Source organism: Streptomyces sp. M-16 (genome assembly GCF_052114405.1).
Classification (GTDB): Bacteria; Actinomycetota; Actinomycetes; order Streptomycetales; family Streptomycetaceae; genus Streptomyces.
Genome location: NZ_JBFRER010000169.1, coordinates 1 through 20113 on the forward strand (window position 1 = coordinate 1; position 20113 = coordinate 20113).

A 20113-nucleotide genomic window follows, 5' to 3' on the forward strand; every position below is an offset into this window, starting at 1 on the left:
GCAGCGAACCGGTGATCCGGGCGCCGGCCAGCGGCTGCGCCTCGGCGTACTCCCGGCGGATCGACATCAGACCCGGCATCTCGTGCTCGGCCAGGGTGATCTCCTTGCGGCCGAAGGCGGCAAGGGAAAGGTCGGCGACCTTGAAGTCCGTGAATGCGGCGGTCATGCGGTGTGCTCCTTGGAGGTGTCCGGCATCGGAGGTCATCTGCGGCCTCCCGCGTTGAAGTAGTTGGCTTCGGGGTGGTGGACGACCAGAGCATCCGTGGACTGCTCGGGGTCGAGCTGGAACTCCTCCGAGAGGTGGACGCCGATCCGCTCCGGCCGGAGCAGCTCGGCGATCTTCGCCCGGTCGGCGAGTTCGGGGCAGGCCGGATAGCCCAGCGAGTAGCGGCAGCCCTGGTACTCGGTGCGGAACATGCCCTCGACGGAGGCGGGATCGCAGCCGTCGATGCCCATTTCGGCGCGGACGCGGGCGTGCCAGTACTCGGCCAGGGCCTCGGCGAGCTGGACGGAGAGGCCGTGCAGCTCCATGTAGTCGCGGTAGGCGTCGGCGGCGAAGAGGCGGGCCGTCTCCCGGCCGATGCGGCTGCCCACGGTCACCACCTGGAGGGCGACCACGTCGACCTCTCCGGAGTCCTCGGGGCGGAAGAAGTCCGCGAGGCACAGGCGGCGGCCGCGGCTCTGGCGCGGGAAGGTGAACCGGCTCCGCTCGCCGCCGTCCTCGTCGAGGACGATCAGGTCGTCGCCCTTGGAGACACAGGGGAAATAGCCGTAGACCACGGCCGCTTCGAGGAGCCGGTCCGTGTGCAGGCGGTCCAGCCAGCCGCGCAGCCGGGGACGGCCCTCGGCCGCGATCGACTCGGGCGACTTGAGGCCCCACTGCCCCTTGAAGAGCGCCTGCTCGTCGAGCCAGTCCGCGTACTCCTTGAGCTGGATCCCCTTGACGACCCTGGTGCCGAGGAAGGGCGGCTCGGGCACCGGGTGGTCGACGGACACGTCGGAACGGCCGGCCGGTTCGGGTTCCCGTACGTCGAGGACGGCGCTGCGCTGGGCCACCCGGCGCTGCTTGAGGGGCGGGAGGGCGGCGCCGGGGACGCCGCGCTTGATGCCCATGAGGGCGTCCATGAGGCGGAGGCCTTCGAAGGCGTCGCGGGCGTAGCGGACTTCGCCTTCGTAGATTTCGTGGAGGTCCTGTTCGACGTAGGCGCGGGTGAGGGCGGCGCCGCCGAGGATGACGGGGTAGTCGGCTGCCAGCTTGCGCTGGTTGAGCTCCTCCAGGTTCTCCTTCATGATCACCGTGGACTTGACCAGGAGCCCGGACATGCCGATGACGTCGGCCTTGTGTTCCTGGGCGGCCTCCAGGATCGCCGAGACCGGCTGCTTGATGCCGATGTTGACGACGTTGTAGCCGTTGTTCGTCAGGATGATGTCGACGAGGTTCTTGCCGATGTCGTGGACGTCACCACGGACCGTGGCCAGGACGATCGTGCCCTTGCCCTCGTCGTCCGTCTTCTCCATGTGCGGTTCGAGATACGCCACCGCCGTCTTCATCACCTCGGCCGACTGGAGGACGAACGGCAGCTGCATCTGGCCCGAGCCGAACAGCTCACCGACGACCTTCATGCCCTCCAGGAGGGTGTCGTTGACGATGTCCAGGGCCGGGCGTGTCCGGAGGGCCTCGTCGAGGTCGGCCTCCAGGCCGTTCTTCTCCCCGTCGATGATCCGGCGCTGGAGCCGCTCGTCCAGCGGCAGCGCCAGCAGCTCCTCCGCCCGGCCGGCCTTCAGCGACTTGGTGTTGACGCCCTCGAAGAGGGCCATCAGCTTCTGCAGGGGGTCGTAATCACCCTCACGCCGGTCGTAGATCAGGTCGAGGGCGGTGGTGACCTGCTCCTCGTCGAAACGGGCGATCGGCAGGATCTTCGACGCGTGCACGATCGCCGAGTCCAGACCCGCCTTGACGCACTCGTCCAGGAACACCGAGTTCAGCAGGACACGGGCGGCCGGGTTGAGACCGAAGGAGATGTTCGACAGGCCGAGGGTGGTCTGGACGTCGGGGTGGCGGCGCTTGAGCTCGCGGATCGACTCGATCGTCGCGATGCCGTCCTTGCGGGACTCCTCCTGCCCCGTGCAGATCGTGAACGTCAGGGTGTCGATGAGGATGTCCGACTCCCGGATCCCCCAGTTCCCCGTCAGATCCGCGATCAGACGCTCCGCGATGGCGACCTTGTGCTCGACCGTGCGGGCCTGGCCCTCCTCGTCGATCGTCAGCGCGATCAGCGCGGCGCCGTGCTCCCGCGCCAGCCGGGTGACCTTCGCGAAACGCGACTCGGGACCGTCACCGTCCTCGTAGTTCACCGAGTTGATGACGGCGCGGCCGCCGAGCTTCTCCAGACCGGCCTGGATGACGGGAACCTCGGTCGAGTCCAGCACGATGGGCAGCGTCGAAGCCGTCGCGAAACGGCCCGCCAGCTCCTTCATGTCCGCGACACCGTCACGGCCCACGTAGTCCACGCACAGATCCAGCATGTGCGCGCCCTCACGGATCTGGTCCCGGGCCATCTCCACACAGTCGTCCCAGCGGGCCTCCAGCATCGCCTCACGGAACTTCTTCGACCCGTTCGCGTTCGTCCGCTCACCGATCGCCATGTACGAGGTGTCCTGCCGGAACGGCACCGTCTGATAGAGGGAGGCGGCGCCCGGCTCGGGCTGGGGGCTGCGGGCGGTGATGGCCGTACCCCGGACCCGCTCCACGACCTGCCGCAGGTGCTCGGGGGTGGTGCCGCAGCAGCCGCCGACCAGGGAGAGACCGTACTCGCGCACGAACGTCTCCTGCGCGTCCGCCAGCTCCGGAGCACTCAGCGGGTAGTGCGCGCCCTGCTTCGTCAGCACCGGCAGGCCCGCGTTCGGCATGCACGACAGCGGGATCCGGGCGTTGCGCGCCAGGTGGCGCAGGTGCTCGCTCATCTCGGCGGGGCCCGTCGCGCAGTTCAGGCCGATCATGTCGATGCCCAGCGGCTCCAGAGCCGTCAGGGCCGCGCCGATCTCCGAACCCAGCAGCATCGTGCCGGTCGCTTCCACCGTCACCTGCACGATCAGGGGCAGGTCCCCCGCGCCGCACCAGTCCAGGGCCCGGCGGGCGCCGATGACGGCCGCTTTGGTCTGGAGCAGGTCCTGGCTGGTCTCCACCAGGAGGGCGTCCGCGCCGCCGCGGATCAGGCCCTCCGCGTTCTGCTGGTAGGCCTCGCGCAGGGGCTCGTACCCCACGTGGCCGAGGGTGGGCAGCTTGGTGCCGGGGCCCATGGAACCCAGCACCCATCGCGGCCGGCCGTCCCGCGCCGTGAAGGCGTCCGCCGACTCGCGGGCGATCCGGGCGCCGGCCTCGGAGAGCTCGTAGACCTGCTCCTCGACGCCGTATTCGGCGAGGGCCGCCAGGTTCGTGCCGAAGGTGTTGGTCTCGACGCAGTCCACGCCCACCGCGAAGTACTCGTCGTGGACCGAACGCACGATGTCGGGGCGCGTGAGGTTGAGGATCTCGTTGCAGCCCTCCAGCCCCAGGAAGTCGTCCATTGTAGGGTCGGCGGCCTGCAGCATCGTGCCCATGGCGCCGTCCGCGACGACCACGCGGGTCGCGAGCTCCGTGCGCAGTGAACGTCTCATGGCAGCCTCCTCAGGTGCGCGGCCAGTTCCGTCGCGCTCGCCGGGCCGTACGCGGATCGCAGTCCGGCGAGCAGGGATTCCCGGGACAGGTGGTACTCCTGGGTACCGGTGTGACCGAGTACGGTCGCGGCGACGGCGCAGCCCAGCTGGGCCGCGTACCGCTCGGGGACGCCCCACGCCGTACCGGCGAGGAAGCCGGCCCGGAACGCGTCGCCGACGCCGGTGGGGTCGACCACCTCCGGTACCGGCACGGCGGGTACGGTCAGCGGTTCGCGGTCGGCGGCCCGGATCCGTACGCCGGCTTCGCCGTGGGTGGTGATCCAGGAGCCGACCCGGCCCAGGACCTCGTCCTCGGTGAAGCCGGAGCGCTCGCACAGCAGGGCGGACTCGTACTCGTTGGTGAACAGCCGGTGCGCGCCGTCGATGAGGTCCCGCACCTCCTCCCGGGTCAGCCGGGCCAGCTGCTGCGAGGGGTCGGAGGCGAAGGGGACGCCCAGGGCACGGCAGGTGTGGGTGTGGCGGAGCATGGCCTCGGGGTCGTCCGGTGAGATCAGCACCAGGTCGGGGCGGCCGCCACGGGCGACGACCTCCCGGAGGTCGATCTCACGGGCCTCGGCCATGGCGCCCGCGTAGAAGGTGGCGATCTGGTTCTGGTCGGCGTCCGTGGTGCAGACGAACCGGGCGGTGTGGCGGGTGTCGCTCACGCGGACGGAGCCGGTGTCCACGCCGTGGTCCTTCAGCCACACCCGGTACGGCTCGAAGTCCGCGCCCACGGCGCCCACCAGCAGGGGGTGCAGTCCCAGCACGCCCAGGCCGAACGCGATGTTCGCCGCCACTCCGCCCCGCCGCACTTCCAGTCCGTCGGCGAGGAAGGACAAAGAGACCCGGTCCAGCCGGTCCGCCAGCAGCTGTTCGGCGAACCGGCCGGGGAAGGTCAGCAGGTGATCGGTCGCGATGGATCCCGTGACAGCGATGCGCATGTCAGACCCCGGCGGCCTTGCGCAGCGCGTGGACGCGGTCGGTGCGCTCCCAGGTGAAGTCCGGGAGCTCGCGGCCGAAGTGGCCGTAGGCGGCGGTCTGGGCGTAGATGGGCCGCAGCAGGTCGAGGTCGCGGATGATCGCGGCCGGGCGCAGGTCGAAGACCTCGCCGATGGCCTCCTGGATGCGCTCGTCGGGCAGGGTGGCGGTGCCGAAGGTCTCGACGAAGAGACCGACGGGCTCGGCCTTGCCGATCGCGTAGGCGACCTGGACCTCGCAGCGCGCGGCCAGACCGGCGGCGACCACGTTCTTGGCGACCCAGCGCATGGCGTACGCGGCGCTGCGGTCGACCTTCGACGGGTCCTTGCCGGAGAAGGCGCCGCCGCCGTGGCGGGCGTAGCCCCCGTACGTATCGATGATGATCTTGCGGCCGGTGAGGCCGGCGTCGCCCATCGGGCCGCCGATCTCGAAACGGCCGGTCGGGTTGACCAGCAGCCGGTAGCCGTCGGTGTCCAGCTTGATGCCGTCCTCGACGAGCTGCGCCAGCACCGGCTCCACGACGAACTCGCGGATGTCCGGGGCGAGCAGCGAGTCCAGGTCGATGTCCGCGGCGTGCTGCGAGGAGACGACGACGGTGTCGAGGCGGACGGGCTGGTCGCCGTCGTACTCGATGGTGACCTGGGTCTTGCCGTCGGGCCGCAGGTAGGGGACGGTGCCCTCCTTGCGGACCTGGGTCAGGCGGCGCGAGAGGCGGTGCGCGAGGTGGATCGGGAGCGGCATCAGCTCGGGCGTCTCGTCGCAGGCGTAGCCGAACATGAGCCCCTGGTCACCGGCGCCCTGCCGGTCGAGCTCGTCACCCTCCTCACCGGTGGCGGCACCCTCGACCCGGCTCTCGTACGCCGTGTCCACGCCCTGCGCGATGTCGGACGACTGCGCGCCGATGGACACCGACACGCCGCAGGAGGCGCCGTCGAAGCCCTTCTTCGAGGAGTCGTAGCCGATGTCGAGGATGGCCCCGCGGACGAGTTCGGCGATCGGCGCGTACGCCGTCGTCGTGACCTCGCCGGCGATGTGGACCTGGCCGGTGGTGATGAGCGTCTCGACGGCCACGCGGGAGGCCGGGTCCTCGCGCAGCAGCGCGTCGAGGACGGTGTCGCTGATCCGGTCGGCGATCTTGTCGGGATGTCCTTCGGTGACGGACTCGGAGGTGAACAGCCGCTTGCTCATGCCTGTCCCACCTTGGCCGTGAAGAAGTGGGTCTCGATGGCGGCGAAGGTGCGGATCTCGTCGACCTCCAGGGTCTCCATCTGGATGGACCGTCCGCTGTGCTGTTCCAGCAGGAAGACGAACTCGACGAAGGACAGCGAGTCGATGAGCCGGTTCTCGATGAGGTCCAGGTCGGGAGCGATGTCGTCGAGCTCCTCGTGGCGGGCGAGGAGCCAGTTCTTCATGAACTGCAGACCGTCGGACATGGTGTCTCTCCTTGGGGTGCCGTGTGGGGTGGGGGTGCCGGCCGCGGTTGCGGAGTCGTGGGCGACGACCGGACCGGGCCGAGCGGGCTGTACGGGGGGTGCGGGTGGAGCGGGCGGTGCGGGGTGTGCGGGTGCTTCCGGCGGGCCGGGCTCCAGCACCGGGGTGGCGACCGCGACCGCGTAGTCCACGTCGTGGCTGATGGTCACGGTGACCGCGGCGATGCCGGAGTCGGCGGCCATCGCCGCCGCCGGACCGCGGAGTTCCACGAGCGGCCAGCCGCCTTCGGAGCGGCGCACGACGATGTCCAGCCAGGGCAGGAACGCGGCCCGGACGCGGAGGGTCTTGAACGCCGCCTCCTTGGCGGCGATCCGCCCGCACAGGCCCAGGACGTCGAGCCGGGCGGAGGTGCGGCAGTCGGCGAGTTCGCCGGGGGTGAGCATGCGCCGGAAGAAGTCCTCGCCGTAGAGGGTGAGGAGCCGGCGGACACGGGTGACGGACACGATGTCCATGCCGAGGTTCGCCCAGCCCGGGCCGCCCGCCGGCGGGGCGACGGGTCGGGTCTGCACGTCAGATCGCCGGCCCGGCCGCGTTCGCCTTCAGGACCGCGGCGGTCGCCGCGCCCCAGCTGCCGTGGCGTCGGGTGAGCGCCGAGAGCCAGCGCTCCAGGCCGAAGGCGACGCAGCTGGTGAAAGCCGGTCCCGCGCCGGAGGCGAGGGGGATGTCGCACCGGTCGCCGAAGAAGTTGCGGTGGGTGTTGACGGAGGCGATCGCGAGGTCCTCGTACAGGAACTCGTGCTTGACCGGGGTCAGGCGTTGCAGGACGGCCTTGGAGCTGCCCCTGTCGAAGAAGGGGTCGCAGGCGGCCTCGCGGCGCAGCGGCAGGTCGAGGGCCTCGGCGAAGGAGTTGATCCGTGTGGTGAAGGAGGCCAGGTGTGCCTCGGCGTGTTCCCGGGTGCCGATGGCGACGATCTCCCGCATCCGGAAGCCGAGCTGGCGGCGCAGGCCTTCGTAGCGCTCCTCCTTGCGGAAGCACCAGCCGACCACGGTGACGAGTTCGTCGTCGTCGGCCGGGCGGCCCTGGTGGTCGATGTAGACGGCGTAGCAGGACGCGGAGGGGAGTCCGAGGGCGGCGGGCTCCAGCGCGTCGCAGGGGAAGCAGCCCGTGTCGGTACAGAACTCGGTGCTCCCGCGGACGTCCAGGTTCAGCGGGGCGGCGACGACGGCCTGGTGGGGAAAGTTGTCGTAGTAGTCGAGCCGGGCCAGGTCGGCGGCCGGCAGCAGCGGGGGCATGGTCATCGGACGGGCGCCCGCGCTCACGCCCCAGTGCTCGAAGGTGTCGTCGAGCAGTCGCAGCAGGGCGGTGCCTTCGGGGCCGAGGGACGGCAGGCCCGTCGTGTCACCGGGGCTCGCGGTGGTCGTGATGGTCATGGGGGGTCACCTCTCGGACGGCGGTCGGCCCTCTCAGACGACGGGCAGGGTGTCGTCCGTGAAGATCCCGGTCTTCAGGAAGAAGCCGAGGGGCTTGCGGATGGTCTTGCGCTCGAAGGGGCGGCGGCGTTCGTCGGCGACCAGCGCGTTGCGCAGGGCGATCGGGTCGGCGATGCCGGCGTCGCGGTAGACGTGGGGGTTGTAGAGGGAGTTGACGCTGTAGACCACGTACCGCTTGAGGTAGGCCTCGACCTCGGCGAGCCGGGCGGCCGGGACGGCCTCGCGCATCCGGGTGAAGAGCAGGGACACCAGTTCGCGGCCGAAGGCGATGTGCCGGGACTCGTCCTGGTGGTGGATGCGGTTGACCTCGCGGATGGTGTGGCACAGCGATTCGTCGCGCGCCATCCGGGTGTTGTAGTGGTCGACGAGTTCCTCGAAGAACAGGATGCGGGCGAAGACGAGGAAGTTCTCCACCTCCGGCTCCCAGGCGGAGTCGGCGCGCAGGGCCGTGGAGCCGTAGATCTTGTCGCCGTAGCGGCGGCAGAACTCGGCGAAGAACCACATGTGCTCGTTCTCCTCACCGATGAAGTGGTGGAAGAAGTCGGAGGGCACCTCGAAGCCGGGCATGTGGATCCGGCCGACCACCTCGATGAGCAGTTCGCGGATGCCGTGCACGTTGAGGCTGTAGAAGTTGATGCTCTCCCACTTGGAGAGGCGCTGGATGGTCTCCTCGCCGAGCTCGTCGTAGAACGGGGTTCCGTAGACGGTGAGCAGCTCGGGGGTCATCCACATCCGGCCCTCTTCGAGCTTCTCGGGCCACTGGAACTGCTGGTAGGGGTTGTAGTACTCCTCGATGGAGCGGGAGCTGAGCCGCTCCAGGACCTCCAGGAAGCGGTCGGTGACCGGCAGGGGGGCGCTGACGCCCATGGTGACTCTCCTCGGTGTGTGGTGGGCCGGCGGGCGCGTGGGGCCGCGGTCCCTTACGGCCGGACCTCGTAGACCGCGTTGACCGGGGTCTCGGTCGCCCGGCGCCAGCGGGTGAACCCGGCCTCTTCGGCGATGCCCCGGAAGGCCTGCTCGCCGGAGTGGTTGCCGAGGGCGTGGGGGCCGCGCTGGGCGACGGCGACGGGCAGGCACATCACCGCGGACAGCGCCATGAACATGCGGGCGGCCGGGGTCTGGGTGTCGATGTCGGCGGGCGACACGTTCGACTCGACGAGCATCCAGGTGCCGTCCGCGTCCAGGGACTTGTGGACGTGGCGGGCGGCGGCGACCGGGTCGCCCATGTCGTGCAGGGCGTTGAAGAAGGTGACCAGGTCGTAGCCGGAGCCGGGGTAGTCGTCGGCGGCGGCCACCTCGAAGACGACGCGGTCGGAGAGTCCGGCCTCCTCGGCGAGCCGGCGGGCGAGGGAGATGGCCTCTTCGGAGTAGTCGAAGCCGTGGACGGTCGCCTGCGGGAAGGCCTTCGCGATGAGCAGGGTGGTGTGGCCGACGCCGCAGCCGACGTCGGCGACGGTGCCGCCGGCGGCGAGCTTGCCGGTGACCCCGGTCAGGGCGGGCAGCCAGTCGGGGACGAGCCGGTGCTCGTAGGTGGGCTGGAAGAAGCTGCCCATGCCGGTGTCCAGGGCCGGGTCGTGTTCGGCCCAGCCGACGCCGTCACCGGTGCGGTACGCGTCGACGAGCAGGTCCTCGGTGCCGTAGAGCGCCTTGAGGGCGGTGAAGAACCCGGCGGCGTAGGTGACGGCGTTCGGGTCGGCGAGGACGGGGGCGTGGTCGGCGGGCAGCGCGTACGCGTCCGTCTCCGGGTCGCGCTCGACGTACCCGGCGCTCAGCTGGGCGTGCAGCCACTCCTCGGCGTAGCGGGGGTGGATCCCGGCGCGCGCGGCGAGGGCGGCCGGAGTGAGCGGGCCGGTCTCGGCGAGGGCCCGGTAGAGGCCGAGGCGTTCGCCGAGGGCGACGGTGAGGCCGCGGACGGCGGCGCCGGCGTCGGCGATGACGCGCTGGTGGAAGTCGTGGGTGCCGGTCATGCCGCTCTCACCTCTGCGGTGGGGAGGTCACAGGTGAACAGGAAGGAACGGGGCACGCGCGGGACGGCGCGCGCGGGGACGGGGTACGGCCAGCGGCCGAAGTCGGCGCCCGCCTCCCCCGGCTGGCGGACCTCCCGTACGTCCCAGCCGCATTCGGCGAGGAGTTCCTCGGGGGTCTCCGTGCCGAACAGCCACGGGTTCCCGTCCTCCTTGAGGCAGTTCAGGAAGGGCCGGGACAGCGGGTTCTCCAGCGCGGACCTGCTGATGACGTCGCCGAGCAGGACGGATCCGGGCGCGGAGTGTCCGGCGAGGGTCGTGATCAGGTGGCGTACGGCCTGCTCGGGAAGGAAGAACAGGAGGCCCTCGACGACCCACAGGACCGGCTCGCCGCGACGCCAGCCGGCGTCCTGGAGCGGGCCCGTCCAGTCCTCGGTGAGGTCGACGGGGACGGTGACGCGGGTGCGTCCGGCCGGGGCCGGTTCCCCGGCGAGCATCTCCGCCTTGGCCTCCAGGAGGGCGGGGCGGTCGAGTTCGTAGACGGTGACGCCGTCGGGCCAGGGGAGCCGGTAGAAGCGGGTGTCCATGCCGGCGGCGAGGAACACGACCTGGCGGATGCCGTGGTCCTCGACGGCGCGGACGACCGCCCGGTCGAGGTAGGTGGTGCGGATGGCGAGGAACGGTACGGTTCCGGCGCCCGCGTAGCGCTCCAGCAGTTCGAAGCCGATGGTGTCGGCGACGGTGCGCGCGTACGGATCGGCGAACAGCCGGTCCTCGCGGTCGGTCTCCAGGGCCCGCGCTGCGGCGGTCCACTGGGCGGTGCGGGATACGGCCTCCACGGGAGGTCTCCCTTCACTTCGGTGGACGGGGGGAGTGGTTCAGGCCAGGCTGCGGACGCGGACGACGGGGTCCTGGGCGGCGCACGTCGAGGCGGGGTGCGCGGCGTCGGACTCGGCGGGCCGCCGCTTGAAGATGCTGTGCAGGATCATGCTGAGGACGACGTTCCCGTCGCTGTCCACCAGCGTGCACTTGGGCTGGACGACGCCCGTGGACGGGTTGAACGGCGAGGGGCGGGAGCCGAGGACCTCGACGCGTGCCGTGAGGACGTCCCCGGGGCGCACCGGCCGCAGGTAGCGGATCTCGTCGACGCCCGGGGAGCCGGTACAGGCGCTGTAGGCGAGCAGTCCGTCGACGTAGCGCCGCATGAACATCGAGGCGCTGTGCCAGCCGCTGGCGATCAGGCCGCCGAACGGTGACCGCGCGGCGAGGTCCGGGTCCGTGTGGAAGGGCTGCGGGTCGAAGCGCCTGCCGAAGTCCAGCACCTCCTCCGCCGTGACGGTGATGGTGCCCAGCTCGTGCACGTCACCGGTCCGGAAGTCCTCGAAGTAGCGCATCACGCGCCCCCCTTGACGTAGAGGAGTGTTTCTCTGGCGTGAACCAATCTACGAATCGGTCGATTATTTTGTCAACCCAAAAGAAGACCGCAGTGCCTGTTCTATGTCCCGCCACAGGTCCTCGGGGTCCTCGATGCCCACCGACATCCGCACGAGCCCCGCGCCGATGCCCGCGCGCGCCAACGCCCCCTCGTCCAGCTCCCGGTGGGAGGTCGAGGCCGGATGCGTCACGAGCGTCTCCACCCCGCCCAGGGAAAGGGCGAGCCGCGCCACCCGGACGCCCTCGACGAAGGCCCGGCCGGCCTCCCGGCCGCCGTCCAGTTCGAAGGAGAGCAGCCCGCCGCCACCCGAGAGCACCGTGCGGGCAAGGGCGTGGGAGGGGTGCGTTCCCAGCCACGGCCAGTGGACGGCCGTCACGGCCGGATGGCGCGCCAGCCGCTCGGCGAGCAGGCCCGCGTTGGCACAGTGCTCGCGCATCCGCAGGGGCAGCGTGGCGATCCCGCGCAGCGTCAGCCAGGCGGCGAACGGGTCCGCGCTCGCGCCGAGTTCGACCGTGCGCGGCCACACCTCGCGGCGCAGGGCGTCGTCGGCGAAGACGGCCGCACCGCCGAGTACGTCGGAGTGCCCGGCGAGGTACTTGGTGGTGGAGTGCAGCACGATGTCGGCGCCGAGCTCGACGGGGCGGCACAGGAAGGGCGAGGCCAGCGAGTTGTCCACGGCGCCGATCACGCCCCGGCGCCGGGCCGCCGCCAGCAGTCCGGGCAGGTCCGGGACCTGGCCGGTGGGGTTGGCGATGGTCTCCAGCAGGAGCAGCCGGGTGCGCGGCCCGGCGAGCGCCTCGAACTCCGCCACGTCGTCGCCGCCGATGTGGGCGACCTCGATCCCGTAGCGCTCGGAGAGGTCGGTCAGCGCCGCGTACGTCCCCCCGTAGAGGCACCGCTGCGCGATCACCCGGTCGCCGGGGCGGAGCAGTGCGAGCAGTACTCCGCTGATGGCGCCCATGCCGGAGGCGAAGGCGATGGCGGAGGCCCCGCCCTCCAGGTCGGCGAGGGTCCGCTCCAGGGCGCGTACGGTCGGATTGCCGCGCCGGCTGTAGACGTACGGGCCGTCGGGGCCGGCCATGGCCGCCGCCAGTTCGTCGGCGGAGTCGAAGGCGAAGGCGGACGACTGCACGAGCGGCACGGACAGCGGGCGGCTCGTGGTGGCGGGCGGCTCGTGGACCACGTGCACGGCCCGGGTGCGGATGTCCTTCATCGGGTTCTCCCTCTCGTTCGTCCTGCGGATCCGGATACGGAAAAGGGGTCGCCCGACGTCCGGAAGGACGTCGGGCGATCACGGCGGCGCCGAGGAACGCGGCGCCGAAGCCGTCGGTGAGGGCGGGCAGGTCGCCCAGTTGACCCGCGCCCTGCGTGGTGGCGAGGGCGGTCAGGGCGGCGAGGCCGAGGGCGGAGCCCACGTTGTAGGTGGTGTTGACGATGCCGGAGGCCAGGCCGGCCTGCTCCTGCGGAGCGCCGGACATCGCGGCCATCATCGCCGGGATGTAGGCGAGCGCCATGCCGAGCGCGGCGACGAGCGAGGCCGGCAGGACGTCGACGAGGAAGGTGCCGGTCGGCTCGACCGCGGAGAGCCAGACCAGGCCGGCGGCGAGGACCAGCAGGCCGCCCGCGATCAGCGGCTTGGCGCCGAAGCGGCCCATGAGGCGCGCGGTGATCGCCGTCATGAAGATCATCAGCAGGATGGTCATGGGGAGCAGCGCCGCGCCGGAGGCGAAGGCGCCGTAGTCCAGGACCTGCTGGAGGTAGAGGTTGAGGAAGTACCACATCGGGATCCAGGCGGCGCCCAGCAGCGTCATCGCCAGGTTGGCGGAGCCGAGCCGCGGGATCCGCCACACGCCGAGCGGCATGAGGGGTTCGCGGACGGTCTTCTGGATCACGAAGAACAGGGCGAGCAGGACGACGGCGCCGATCAGTTCGAGCACGGTGGCGGTCGCGCCCCAGCCGGCCTCGGGCGCCCGCACGACGGCGAAGACGGCGAGCGCGAGCCCGGCGGTGACGGCGACGGCGCCGAGGACGTCCACGGAACCGCGGCGGGCCTGGACGGCGGGCAGCAGCTTGGTGGCGGCGAGGGTCGCGAGGCCGATCGGCACGTAGATGATGAAGACCCACGGCCAGCTCATCCACTCGGTGAACACACCGCCGAGGAACACGCCGGCGGTCCCGCCGGCGGGCGCGGCGGCGCCGTAGAGGGCCATCGCCTTGCCCAGTTCCTTCGGGTTGTGCCCGAAGAGCATCATCAGCAGGGTCATGGCGGACGGCGCGATCAGCGCACCGCCGACGCCCTGCACGGCCCGGCCGGCGATCTCGACGGCCGCGCTCTGCGCGGCGGCGGCCAGCACCGATCCGACGACCATGGTGACCCATCCGGCGGCGAAGACCCTGCGGGCGCCGAACAGGTCGGAGAGCCGCCCGCCGAGCAGGAGTAACCCGCCGAAGACGATCACATAGGCGTTGAAGACCCACTGGAGCTCGCCCTGCGAGAACCCGAGGTCCTTCTGCATCTCGGGGAGCGCGACTCCGATGATGGACGTGTCCATGATCACCATGAACTGTGCGGTGGCGAGCACGCCAAGTGCCCACCAGCGCCGGGGATTGACGGTTGACATTGCCCTGACCCTCCTCTGCCATATACCCCTGGGGGGTACCTTCGCGTAGCAACGTAGCATACCCATGGGGGGTATGTAAGAGAGAGTTCGGGGCGGCTCGGACAGCCCGCGGACCCCCGCCGGCGCGGCCGGCGGGGGTCCTGGGAGCGGGGGTCAGCGGGGGGCCGGGGCCAGGCCCGCGGGACGGGTGGTGAACGTGCCGCGGCCCTGGGTGCGCCCGCGCAGGCGCGACGCGTAGCCGAAGAGCTCGGCCAGCGGCACCGTCGCCGTGATCACCGCGGTGCCCGCCCCGGTCGTGGAGCCCGAGACCCGGCCGCGGCGGGCCGCGAGGTCGCCCAGCACTCCCCCGACGGCGTCGTCCGGCAGCGTCACCGTGACCTCCACGACGGGCTCCAGCAGTTCGAGCGTGCTCGCGCGCAGGGCCTCGCGCAGGGCGAAGCGGCCCGCCGCCCGGAACGCCATCTCCGAGGAGTCCTTGGAGTGGGTCGCCCCGTCCGTGAGGACCACCCGCAGCCCCGTCACCGGATGCCCGCCGAGCGGCCCCTCGGCCAGGGCGTCACGGCAGCCCGCCTCCACGGCACGCGCGTACTCCTGGGGGACCCGGCCGCCGACGACCGTCGAACGGAACTCGAAGCCGGCCTCCTCCCACGGCTCGACGTCGATGACGACGTGCGCGAACTGGCCCGCGCCACCGTCCTGTTTGACGTGCCGGTGGACGAACCCGGTCACCCCGCCCACCACCGTCTCCCGGTACGAGACCTGCGGACGGCCGACCTCCACCTCCACGCCCCGGTCCCGGCGGATCTTCTCCACCGCGACCTCCAGATGGAGTTCGCCCATACCCGACAGCACCGTCTGACCGGTTTCCGCATCCGTGCGCACGACCAGCGAGGGGTCCTCCTCGACGAGGCGCGCCAGCGCGGACGCGAGCCGGCCGGTGTCGGTGCCGCGGCGCGCCTCGACCGCCACCGACACCACCGGTTCCGCCACCGAGGGCGGTTCCAGCAGCAGCGGCGCCCCGGGCGCGCACAGGGTCGTGCCCGCGCCGGCGGTCTTGAGCCCGATCACGGCGACGATGTCACCGGCGGTCGCCTCCTCCCGTTCCTCGTGCCGGTCGGCCTGCACCCGCAGGATCCGGCCGACACGTTCCGTGCGGCCCGACGCCGGATCGCGCACCGAGTCGCCCTTGCGGAGGGTGCCCGCGTAGACCCGCAGGTAGGTGAGGCGTCCGGTCGCGGTCGCCGTCACCTTGAAGGCGAGCGCGGCGAACGGCGCCGCCGGGTCGCAGGCGCGCTCCAGCTCGGTGCCGTCCGGTGCCGCGCCGCGCACCGGTGGCATGTCGGACGGCGCCGGCAGGTAGTCCCGTACGGCGTCCAGCAGCGGTTCGATCCCGCGGTTGCGGTACGCCGAACCGCACAGCACCACCACGGCCTCCCGCGCGAGGGTCAGCTCGCGCAGGGCCCGCGCCAGGGTCCCCCCGGTCAGCGCCGAAGCCGCGCAGAACTCCTCCAGGGCCTCCGGATGGAGTTCCGCGACCGTCTCCTCCAGGATCCGGCGGCGCCGGACGGCCTCCTCGCGCAGCGGCTCCGGGACCGGCTCGACCGCGTACGCGCTGTCGCCCGGACGCCAGAGCAGCGCACGCATGCGCAGCAGGTCGACGACACCGGTGAAGGCGTCCTCGCGCCCGACGGGCAGCTGGACGACCAGGGGCACGACTCCCAGCCGGTCGCGGATCGAGGCGACGGCCGCGTCGAGGTCGGCGCCCGCCCGGTCCAGCTTGTTGACGAACGCGATCCGCGGGACGCCGTGCCGGTCGGCCTGCCGCCACACGGACTCGCTCTGCGGTTCGACGCCCGCGACGGCGTCGAACACCGCGACCGCCCCGTCGAGCACCCGCAGGGAACGCTCGACCTCGTCGGCGAAGTCGACGTGGCCGGGGGTGTCGATCAGGTTGATGCGGTGTCCGCCCCAGGCGCAGCTGACGGCCGCGGCGAAGATGGTGATGCCCCGGTCCCGTTCCTGGGCGTCGAAGTCGGTGACGGTCGTGCCGTCGTGGACCTCGCCCCGCTTGTGGATGGCGCCGGTCGCGAACAGGATCCGCTCGGTGAGCGTCGTCTTGCCCGCGTCGACGTGGGCGAGGATGCCCAGGTTGCGGACGGCGTCGGGGGTGCTGGGGGTGGGGGTGGGGGTGGGGGTGTGGGGACGGACGGTGCGCATGGCCCGTGGCCTTTCGGATGCGTGAAGAGATCGTGCGGGGCGGCGCGATGGCCCGGCGCGGGGGTCCACCGGCCCGCGGCCCCGCGCACCGGTCCGGGCACCGCCCGGCGGCCCGGAAGGGCGCGGGGCAGGGCGGGGCGGGGCAGGGCGGGGCGGGAGGATTCAGGGACCGAAGACGCGTCAGGGGCGTACGGTGACGGCCGCGCAGCCGTTACCGCGCGCTGCGGGACACCAGGATCACGTCGTACCGGGACGGGGGAACACAGACGGCGGTGCGGTGCGTGCGCATGGCCCGGTTCCCCTTCTCTTCACTCGGCAAGGCTGACGCGGCGCCCTGTCGGCGGCGCGTGGGGCGAGTCTACGAGCGGCGGCGGGGGCGGGGCACGCGAATTTCCGCGCGGGACCCCGCCGCCCGCCCGGACCCGGGGTGGGCCGCCGTCACGTCAGGAGGCGTTCCCGCAGGCGGGAGATGATGGCCGGGGTGATGCCGACGGGGCCGGTGAGGTAGGCGAGCGGGGAGCCGTAGCGGCCGGTGAGGTCGGCGAGGACCAGGGACATGACCGTCGCCGGGGCTCGCCCGTACGCGGGCCAGCGCATGGTGCGGCCCGGGTTGGCGGCGTGCCAGTCCGCGGTGAGGCGTTCGGTGGCCAGCTCGGTGAGGGCGAAGTCGGCCAGGACCTCCTCCTCGGGGACGTCCAGGAGGGTCAGGACGAGCGCGGCGATCAGGCCGGTGCGGTCCTTGCCGGAGGTGCAGTGGAAGACGGTGGGCCCGGGGCCGGTGGCGATCAGTTCGATGGTCCGCCGGATCTCCTCGACCCCGTCCTCGGCCACCTCCGCGAAGCGGTCGGCGAGGTAGCGCCAGGGGTCGAGGGCGGGGTCGATCTCGGCCTGGTCGTAGGGCCGGTGCTCGATGCTGAGGTTGGCGTACGTGAACCTCTCGGGCTGCGGTATCCGGCCCTTGGCCTCGATCTCCCACGGGTAGCGCAGGTCGATGACGGTGCGGATGCCGAGGTCGAGGAACCGGTCCCAGTCGGCGCCCCGGAGCTTGCCGAGGGAGTCGGCCCGGTAGAGGGCGCCCCAGGCGAGGGTGCGGCCGTCGGCGGTGCGGTAGCCGCCGAGGTCGCGGAAGTTGTGCAGGCGCTCGAAGGGGAGGTGGCGGCGGGCGGGGGCGGTGTGCGGCAAGAGTGACTCCTGTGTGGCGTGGGGCAGTTGTGCACCCAGGATGCCGGACGGGTCACCCGTCGCCGGGTTCCGGCGAGGGGTGGCGGGAGGTGAGCAGTTCGACGAGACGGTCCCGCTCGGCGGCGGTGCAGTCGGCGTCGGCTCCGGCCGCGGCCGAGGCGAGGGCGGCGGCGGTGACGGCCCGCGCGAGGGCGGTGGCCAGCTCCCGGGCCTCCGGCTCGGCCGTGGCCCGTTCCCCGGCGCGGGCCGCCTCCTCGGACCGCGCGACCGTGTCCAGCGCGGCACGGAATCCGGGGGCCAGGCCGGTGCCGTGCAGGAGTAACGCCAGCTCGTCGGCGCCGGCCGTCCCGGGGGCCGCCGTCCCGTCCGGTCCGGCGGGAGCTCCCGGACCCGGATCCCCGGGTCTCCCCGTGCGCCGGCCCGGTACGTCCGGGCGGTGCGGCAGGTCCAGTCCGGTCAGGCGCTCCAGGCGGTCCAGTCGGTCCAGTCGGTCCAGTCGGTCCAGTCGGTCCAGGACGCGGGCCCCGGAGGCCCGGATCCCGGGCATCGCGAAGGGGTCGTCGTCGTCCTCCGGGCCGCCGGATCCGCCCGCCGCGCGGGCGGTGTCCCAGCCCGCCTCCGCCAGCACCCGCAGCTCGCACAGCGGATCGGCCAGCAACAGGCCCCACTCGGCCACCTCGGCGGCGTCGTCGTCCTCGGCCCCGTCGTGCCCCGTGCGCAGTCCCGGCACGCAGCGGCCGCCCGCGCCGAGGGACGCTCCGAAGCCTTCGCCCCAGAAGCAGGATTCGACGGCCGCGCCGGGGAAGCGGGCCGTCAGCCCCTCCCGGACCAGCGCGAACAGCGCGTCGTGCCGCTCCCGCCGCACCCCCGTCCCGTGCACGAACAGAAATCGCATCGCCGCGGCCGCCCCCTCGTCCGCTCTCCCCCGCCCGCACGATAGCGCCGAGCGGGCAAGAGGGCCCGGGGAACGCCGAGTTCGGCACGGCCGCCTCAGCGGACGGCCTCGACGGCGGGCGAGGCGGCGGCCGGGTAGTAGCGGCGGCAGCCGCGCAGCATGCCCTCGGCGGACAGCGTGAACACGTCGACGAACTCGCACTGCTGCGGGGCCAGTCGGCCCATCGCGATCACGCAGTCCCCCTCGGCGACGATCCGGGTGATGTGGTGGCGCCGGGCGCCCGCACCCCCCGGACGCTCCAGGTCGGCGCCGAGGGCCAGGCCGGCGTGCAGGAGCGAGCCGTACCCGTCGAGGTCTCCGGCGTCGAGGTAGTCGTAGGCGAGGCGCACGTGGTCGACCCCGGAGTCGGTGACGACCCGGCTGGGCGTCAGCCGCCCGGCGTACCGACTGTTCATGGATGGTCCCTTCGTACGGCCGCACCCCCTTCGGGTGCCGACGTCCCCACGGTCCTGCGGACCCGCAACTCCCCGCTATCCCGGGCCTATCGCGTTCACCACCACGCAATCTCCACACCATGGACAACCGGAGAGGTGTTCGGGGAGACTGACCCCGCGCTCCACCCGATCTCTGGTGTGCCTCCAGCTGGGAGACTCATGACCGTTTCGCCCGGCGGGGTTCCGCACACCCCGGACACGGTGGTGTTCCGCATCCTCGGACCCTTACAGGTGACCGGCCTGAGCGGGCCGGTGCGGATTCCCCCGGGGCGGCAGGAGGTCATCCTCGCCGCTCTGCTCCTTGAGGCGAACCGCGTCGTCAGCACGGACTACCTGGTCGACCTCATCTGGGACGACGAGCCGCCGGACACCGCACGCACCCAGGTGCAGATCTGCGTGTCGCGGCTGCGCAAGCTCTTCACGACGGCCGGGATCGCCGCCGCGATCACCACGCGGCCGCCGGGGTACGTCCTCAGGACGGAGGGCGACCTCGTCGACGCCGCCGTCTTCGCGCGGCGGCTCGCGGACGCCCGCACCCTGGCGAAGCGCGGGGACGCGCAGGAGGCGGTGGAACTGCTGCGCGCTGCCGGTGAGTTGTGGCAGGGCGACTGCCTGAGCGGGGTGTCGAGCGAGACGCTGCGCAGCAAGGCGCTGCAGTTGGACGAGGAACGGCTGACGGCCGCCGAGACGCGGATCGAGCTGGAGCTCGACCTCGGCCGCCACCACCAGCTGGTCGGCGAGATCCAGCTGCTGGTACGGGTCCACCCGCTGCGGGAACGGCTGCGCGGGCAGCTGATGCTGGCGCTGTACCGCTCGGGGCGACAGGCGGAGGCACTGGAGAGCTACCGGGTGGGCCGCGAGCTGCTGGTGGAGGAGCTCGGCCTGGAGCCGGGGGGTGAGCTGCGCGGGCTGGAACGGGCCATCCTCTCGGGGGACGTCCCACCGGTCCGCCCGGCGAGACCGGGCGGCGGGTTCGGGTCCGCTGCCGCGGGACCCGGCGGAGCGTACGGCGCCGGAGCCGCGGGCGCGGGCGCCGACGGTACGAGACCGGGCACGCCTCAGGCAGCACAAGGCGCCCCAGGGGCCCCAGGGGCACCGTTCGCCCCCTCGGGCCCTCACGCCTCGCACGGCCCGGACAGCCCGGCCGCCCCTGGCGGCTCCCTGCACCCCCGGGCCCCGTACAGCCACGGCACCCCGGGAGACCCGCTGGGCACGGCGGCCCCGTGGGGCCCGTACGACCAGGGAGCCGTGGGCAGCCGGCCCGGGTCCGGGGACCGGCACGCCGCCGGAGCCGCCGCCCCACAGGCCCTGTACGGCCAGGGCACCTCGGGCACCCCGCTGGACATCCCCGCCCCGCGGGCCCCGCAGGACCACGGCGCCCCGCTCGGCTCCACCGGCGCGCAGGCCCCACACGACCGGGGGGCACCCTCCCGGCAGGGCCCCGCCGGCATCGCCCCGCCGGGTCAGGGATCCCTCCTGGCCACACCGTTCGGCGGCGGTACCGCCGGTGAGGCTCCGGGCGGTCCGTTCGACGGGTTCCCGGTGTGGAGCCCCGGCGCGCCGGACCGGTCCCCGGGACCGGGGACCTTCCCCGCGGGCGGCCCCGCCGACGCCTCCCCCACCTGGGGCGCGGCCCCCGCGAGCGGGTACCCGGCCGCCGAGGGGGCCCCTTCGTGGAGCGCCGGGCCCGCCGGTGGGTACGGCGGCGG

16 protein-coding genes and 1 pseudogene are annotated in these 20113 nt (G+C 72.5%); 1 reads left to right on the forward strand and 16 read right to left on the reverse strand.

The window, feature by feature from the left end:
- The 16 genes and pseudogenes from AB4039_RS39185 to AB4039_RS39260 form a co-directional block, all read right to left on the reverse strand.
- Positions 1-166 (reverse strand): adenosylhomocysteinase (locus AB4039_RS39185; RefSeq protein ID WP_442273018.1); only part of this gene is annotated, 166 nt, incomplete at its 3' end.
- 35 nt (positions 167-201) lie between these two features.
- Complete coding sequence (gene metH, locus AB4039_RS39190; RefSeq protein WP_442273009.1) at positions 202-3657, reverse strand: methionine synthase; 3456 nt, start codon at positions 3655-3657, stop codon at positions 202-204.
- A complete protein-coding gene (locus AB4039_RS39195) occupies positions 3654-4637 on the reverse strand; it encodes a carbohydrate kinase family protein (protein WP_266843430.1) in 984 nt (327 codons plus the stop codon). The genes metH and AB4039_RS39195 overlap by 4 nt, the downstream gene beginning before the upstream one ends.
- Position 4638: 1 nt before the next feature.
- Positions 4639-5862: a methionine adenosyltransferase gene (metK, locus tag AB4039_RS39200; protein WP_442273010.1), complete on the reverse strand. Its 1224-nt coding sequence runs from the start codon at positions 5860-5862 to the stop codon at positions 4639-4641.
- Positions 5859-6674 (reverse strand): holo-ACP synthase, encoded by an 816-nt coding sequence (gene acpS, locus AB4039_RS39205; RefSeq protein WP_442273011.1) that lies wholly within the window; start codon positions 6672-6674, stop codon positions 5859-5861. The genes metK and acpS overlap by 4 nt, the downstream gene beginning before the upstream one ends.
- Before the next feature lies 1 nt (position 6675).
- Positions 6676-7536 (reverse strand): hypothetical protein, encoded by an 861-nt coding sequence (locus AB4039_RS39210; RefSeq protein WP_442273012.1) that lies wholly within the window; start codon positions 7534-7536, stop codon positions 6676-6678.
- 33 nt (positions 7537-7569) lie between these two features.
- Complete coding sequence (locus AB4039_RS39215) at positions 7570-8463, reverse strand: diiron oxygenase (RefSeq protein ID WP_266843426.1); 894 nt, start codon at positions 8461-8463, stop codon at positions 7570-7572.
- Between the two features lie 53 nt (positions 8464-8516).
- A complete protein-coding gene (locus AB4039_RS39220) occupies positions 8517-9563 on the reverse strand; it encodes a class I SAM-dependent methyltransferase (protein WP_266843425.1) in 1047 nt (348 codons plus the stop codon).
- Complete coding sequence (locus AB4039_RS39225; RefSeq protein WP_266843423.1) at positions 9560-10399, reverse strand: SAM-dependent methyltransferase; 840 nt, start codon at positions 10397-10399, stop codon at positions 9560-9562. Before AB4039_RS39225 ends, AB4039_RS39220 begins: the two co-directional genes overlap by 4 nt.
- Positions 10400-10438: 39 nt before the next feature.
- Positions 10439-10954 carry a MaoC family dehydratase gene (locus AB4039_RS39230; RefSeq protein ID WP_442273019.1) on the reverse strand — a complete coding sequence of 172 codons (516 nt, stop codon included), beginning with the start codon at positions 10952-10954 and terminating at the stop codon, positions 10439-10441.
- 63 nt (positions 10955-11017) lie between these two features.
- Entirely contained in the window at positions 11018-12208 is a 1191-nt protein-coding gene (locus AB4039_RS39235) for a trans-sulfuration enzyme family protein (RefSeq protein WP_442273013.1), read from the reverse strand.
- A gap of 73 nt (positions 12209-12281) precedes the next feature.
- A pseudogene (locus AB4039_RS39240) lies at positions 12282-13616 on the reverse strand (MFS transporter); the annotation flags it as partial.
- Positions 13617-13769: 153 nt separating this feature from the next.
- Positions 13770-15833, reverse strand: coding sequence for an elongation factor G (gene fusA, locus AB4039_RS39245; protein ID WP_442273014.1), 2064 nt, complete (start codon positions 15831-15833; stop codon positions 13770-13772).
- Between the two features lie 438 nt (positions 15834-16271).
- On the reverse strand, positions 16272-17015 hold the full coding sequence (locus tag AB4039_RS39250) for a tyrosine-protein phosphatase (RefSeq protein ID WP_442273015.1): 744 nt from the start codon (positions 17013-17015) through the stop codon (positions 16272-16274).
- Between the two features lie 52 nt (positions 17016-17067).
- Complete coding sequence (locus AB4039_RS39255; RefSeq protein WP_442273016.1) at positions 17068-17910, reverse strand: hypothetical protein; 843 nt, start codon at positions 17908-17910, stop codon at positions 17068-17070.
- Between the two features lie 95 nt (positions 17911-18005).
- Positions 18006-18365: a nuclear transport factor 2 family protein gene (locus AB4039_RS39260; protein WP_266843413.1), complete on the reverse strand. Its 360-nt coding sequence runs from the start codon at positions 18363-18365 to the stop codon at positions 18006-18008.
- 198 nt (positions 18366-18563) lie between these two features.
- Between AB4039_RS39260 and AB4039_RS39265 the strand changes: the two genes are divergently transcribed.
- The coding region (locus AB4039_RS39265) for a BTAD domain-containing putative transcriptional regulator (RefSeq protein WP_442273017.1) at positions 18564-20113 on the forward strand (1550 nt) is incomplete at its 3' end.

Excerpts from the sequence above, each read along its gene's own strand:
- metH (WP_442273009.1), bottom strand. The coding sequence starts at position 3,657 with ATGAGACGTTCACTGCGCACGGAGCTCGCGACCCGCGTGGTCGTCGCG.
- AB4039_RS39195 (WP_266843430.1), bottom strand. The coding sequence starts at position 4,637 with ATGCGCATCGCTGTCACGGGATCCATCGCGACCGATCACCTGCTGACC.
- metK (WP_442273010.1), bottom strand. The coding sequence starts at position 5,862 with ATGAGCAAGCGGCTGTTCACCTCCGAGTCCGTCACCGAAGGACATCCC.
- AB4039_RS39210 (WP_442273012.1), bottom strand. The coding sequence starts at position 7,536 with ATGACCATCACGACCACCGCGAGCCCCGGTGACACGACGGGCCTGCCG.
- AB4039_RS39215 (WP_266843426.1), bottom strand. The coding sequence starts at position 8,463 with ATGGGCGTCAGCGCCCCCCTGCCGGTCACCGACCGCTTCCTGGAGGTC.
- AB4039_RS39220 (WP_266843425.1), bottom strand. The coding sequence starts at position 9,563 with ATGACCGGCACCCACGACTTCCACCAGCGCGTCATCGCCGACGCCGGC.
- AB4039_RS39230 (WP_442273019.1), bottom strand. The coding sequence starts at position 10,954 with ATGCGCTACTTCGAGGACTTCCGGACCGGTGACGTGCACGAGCTGGGC.
- AB4039_RS39235 (WP_442273013.1), bottom strand. The coding sequence starts at position 12,208 with ATGAAGGACATCCGCACCCGGGCCGTGCACGTGGTCCACGAGCCGCCC.
- fusA (WP_442273014.1), bottom strand. The coding sequence starts at position 15,833 with ATGCGCACCGTCCGTCCCCACACCCCCACCCCCACCCCCACCCCCAGC.
- AB4039_RS39255 (WP_442273016.1), bottom strand. The coding sequence starts at position 17,910 with ATGCGATTTCTGTTCGTGCACGGGACGGGGGTGCGGCGGGAGCGGCAC.
- AB4039_RS39260 (WP_266843413.1), bottom strand. The coding sequence starts at position 18,365 with ATGAACAGTCGGTACGCCGGGCGGCTGACGCCCAGCCGGGTCGTCACC.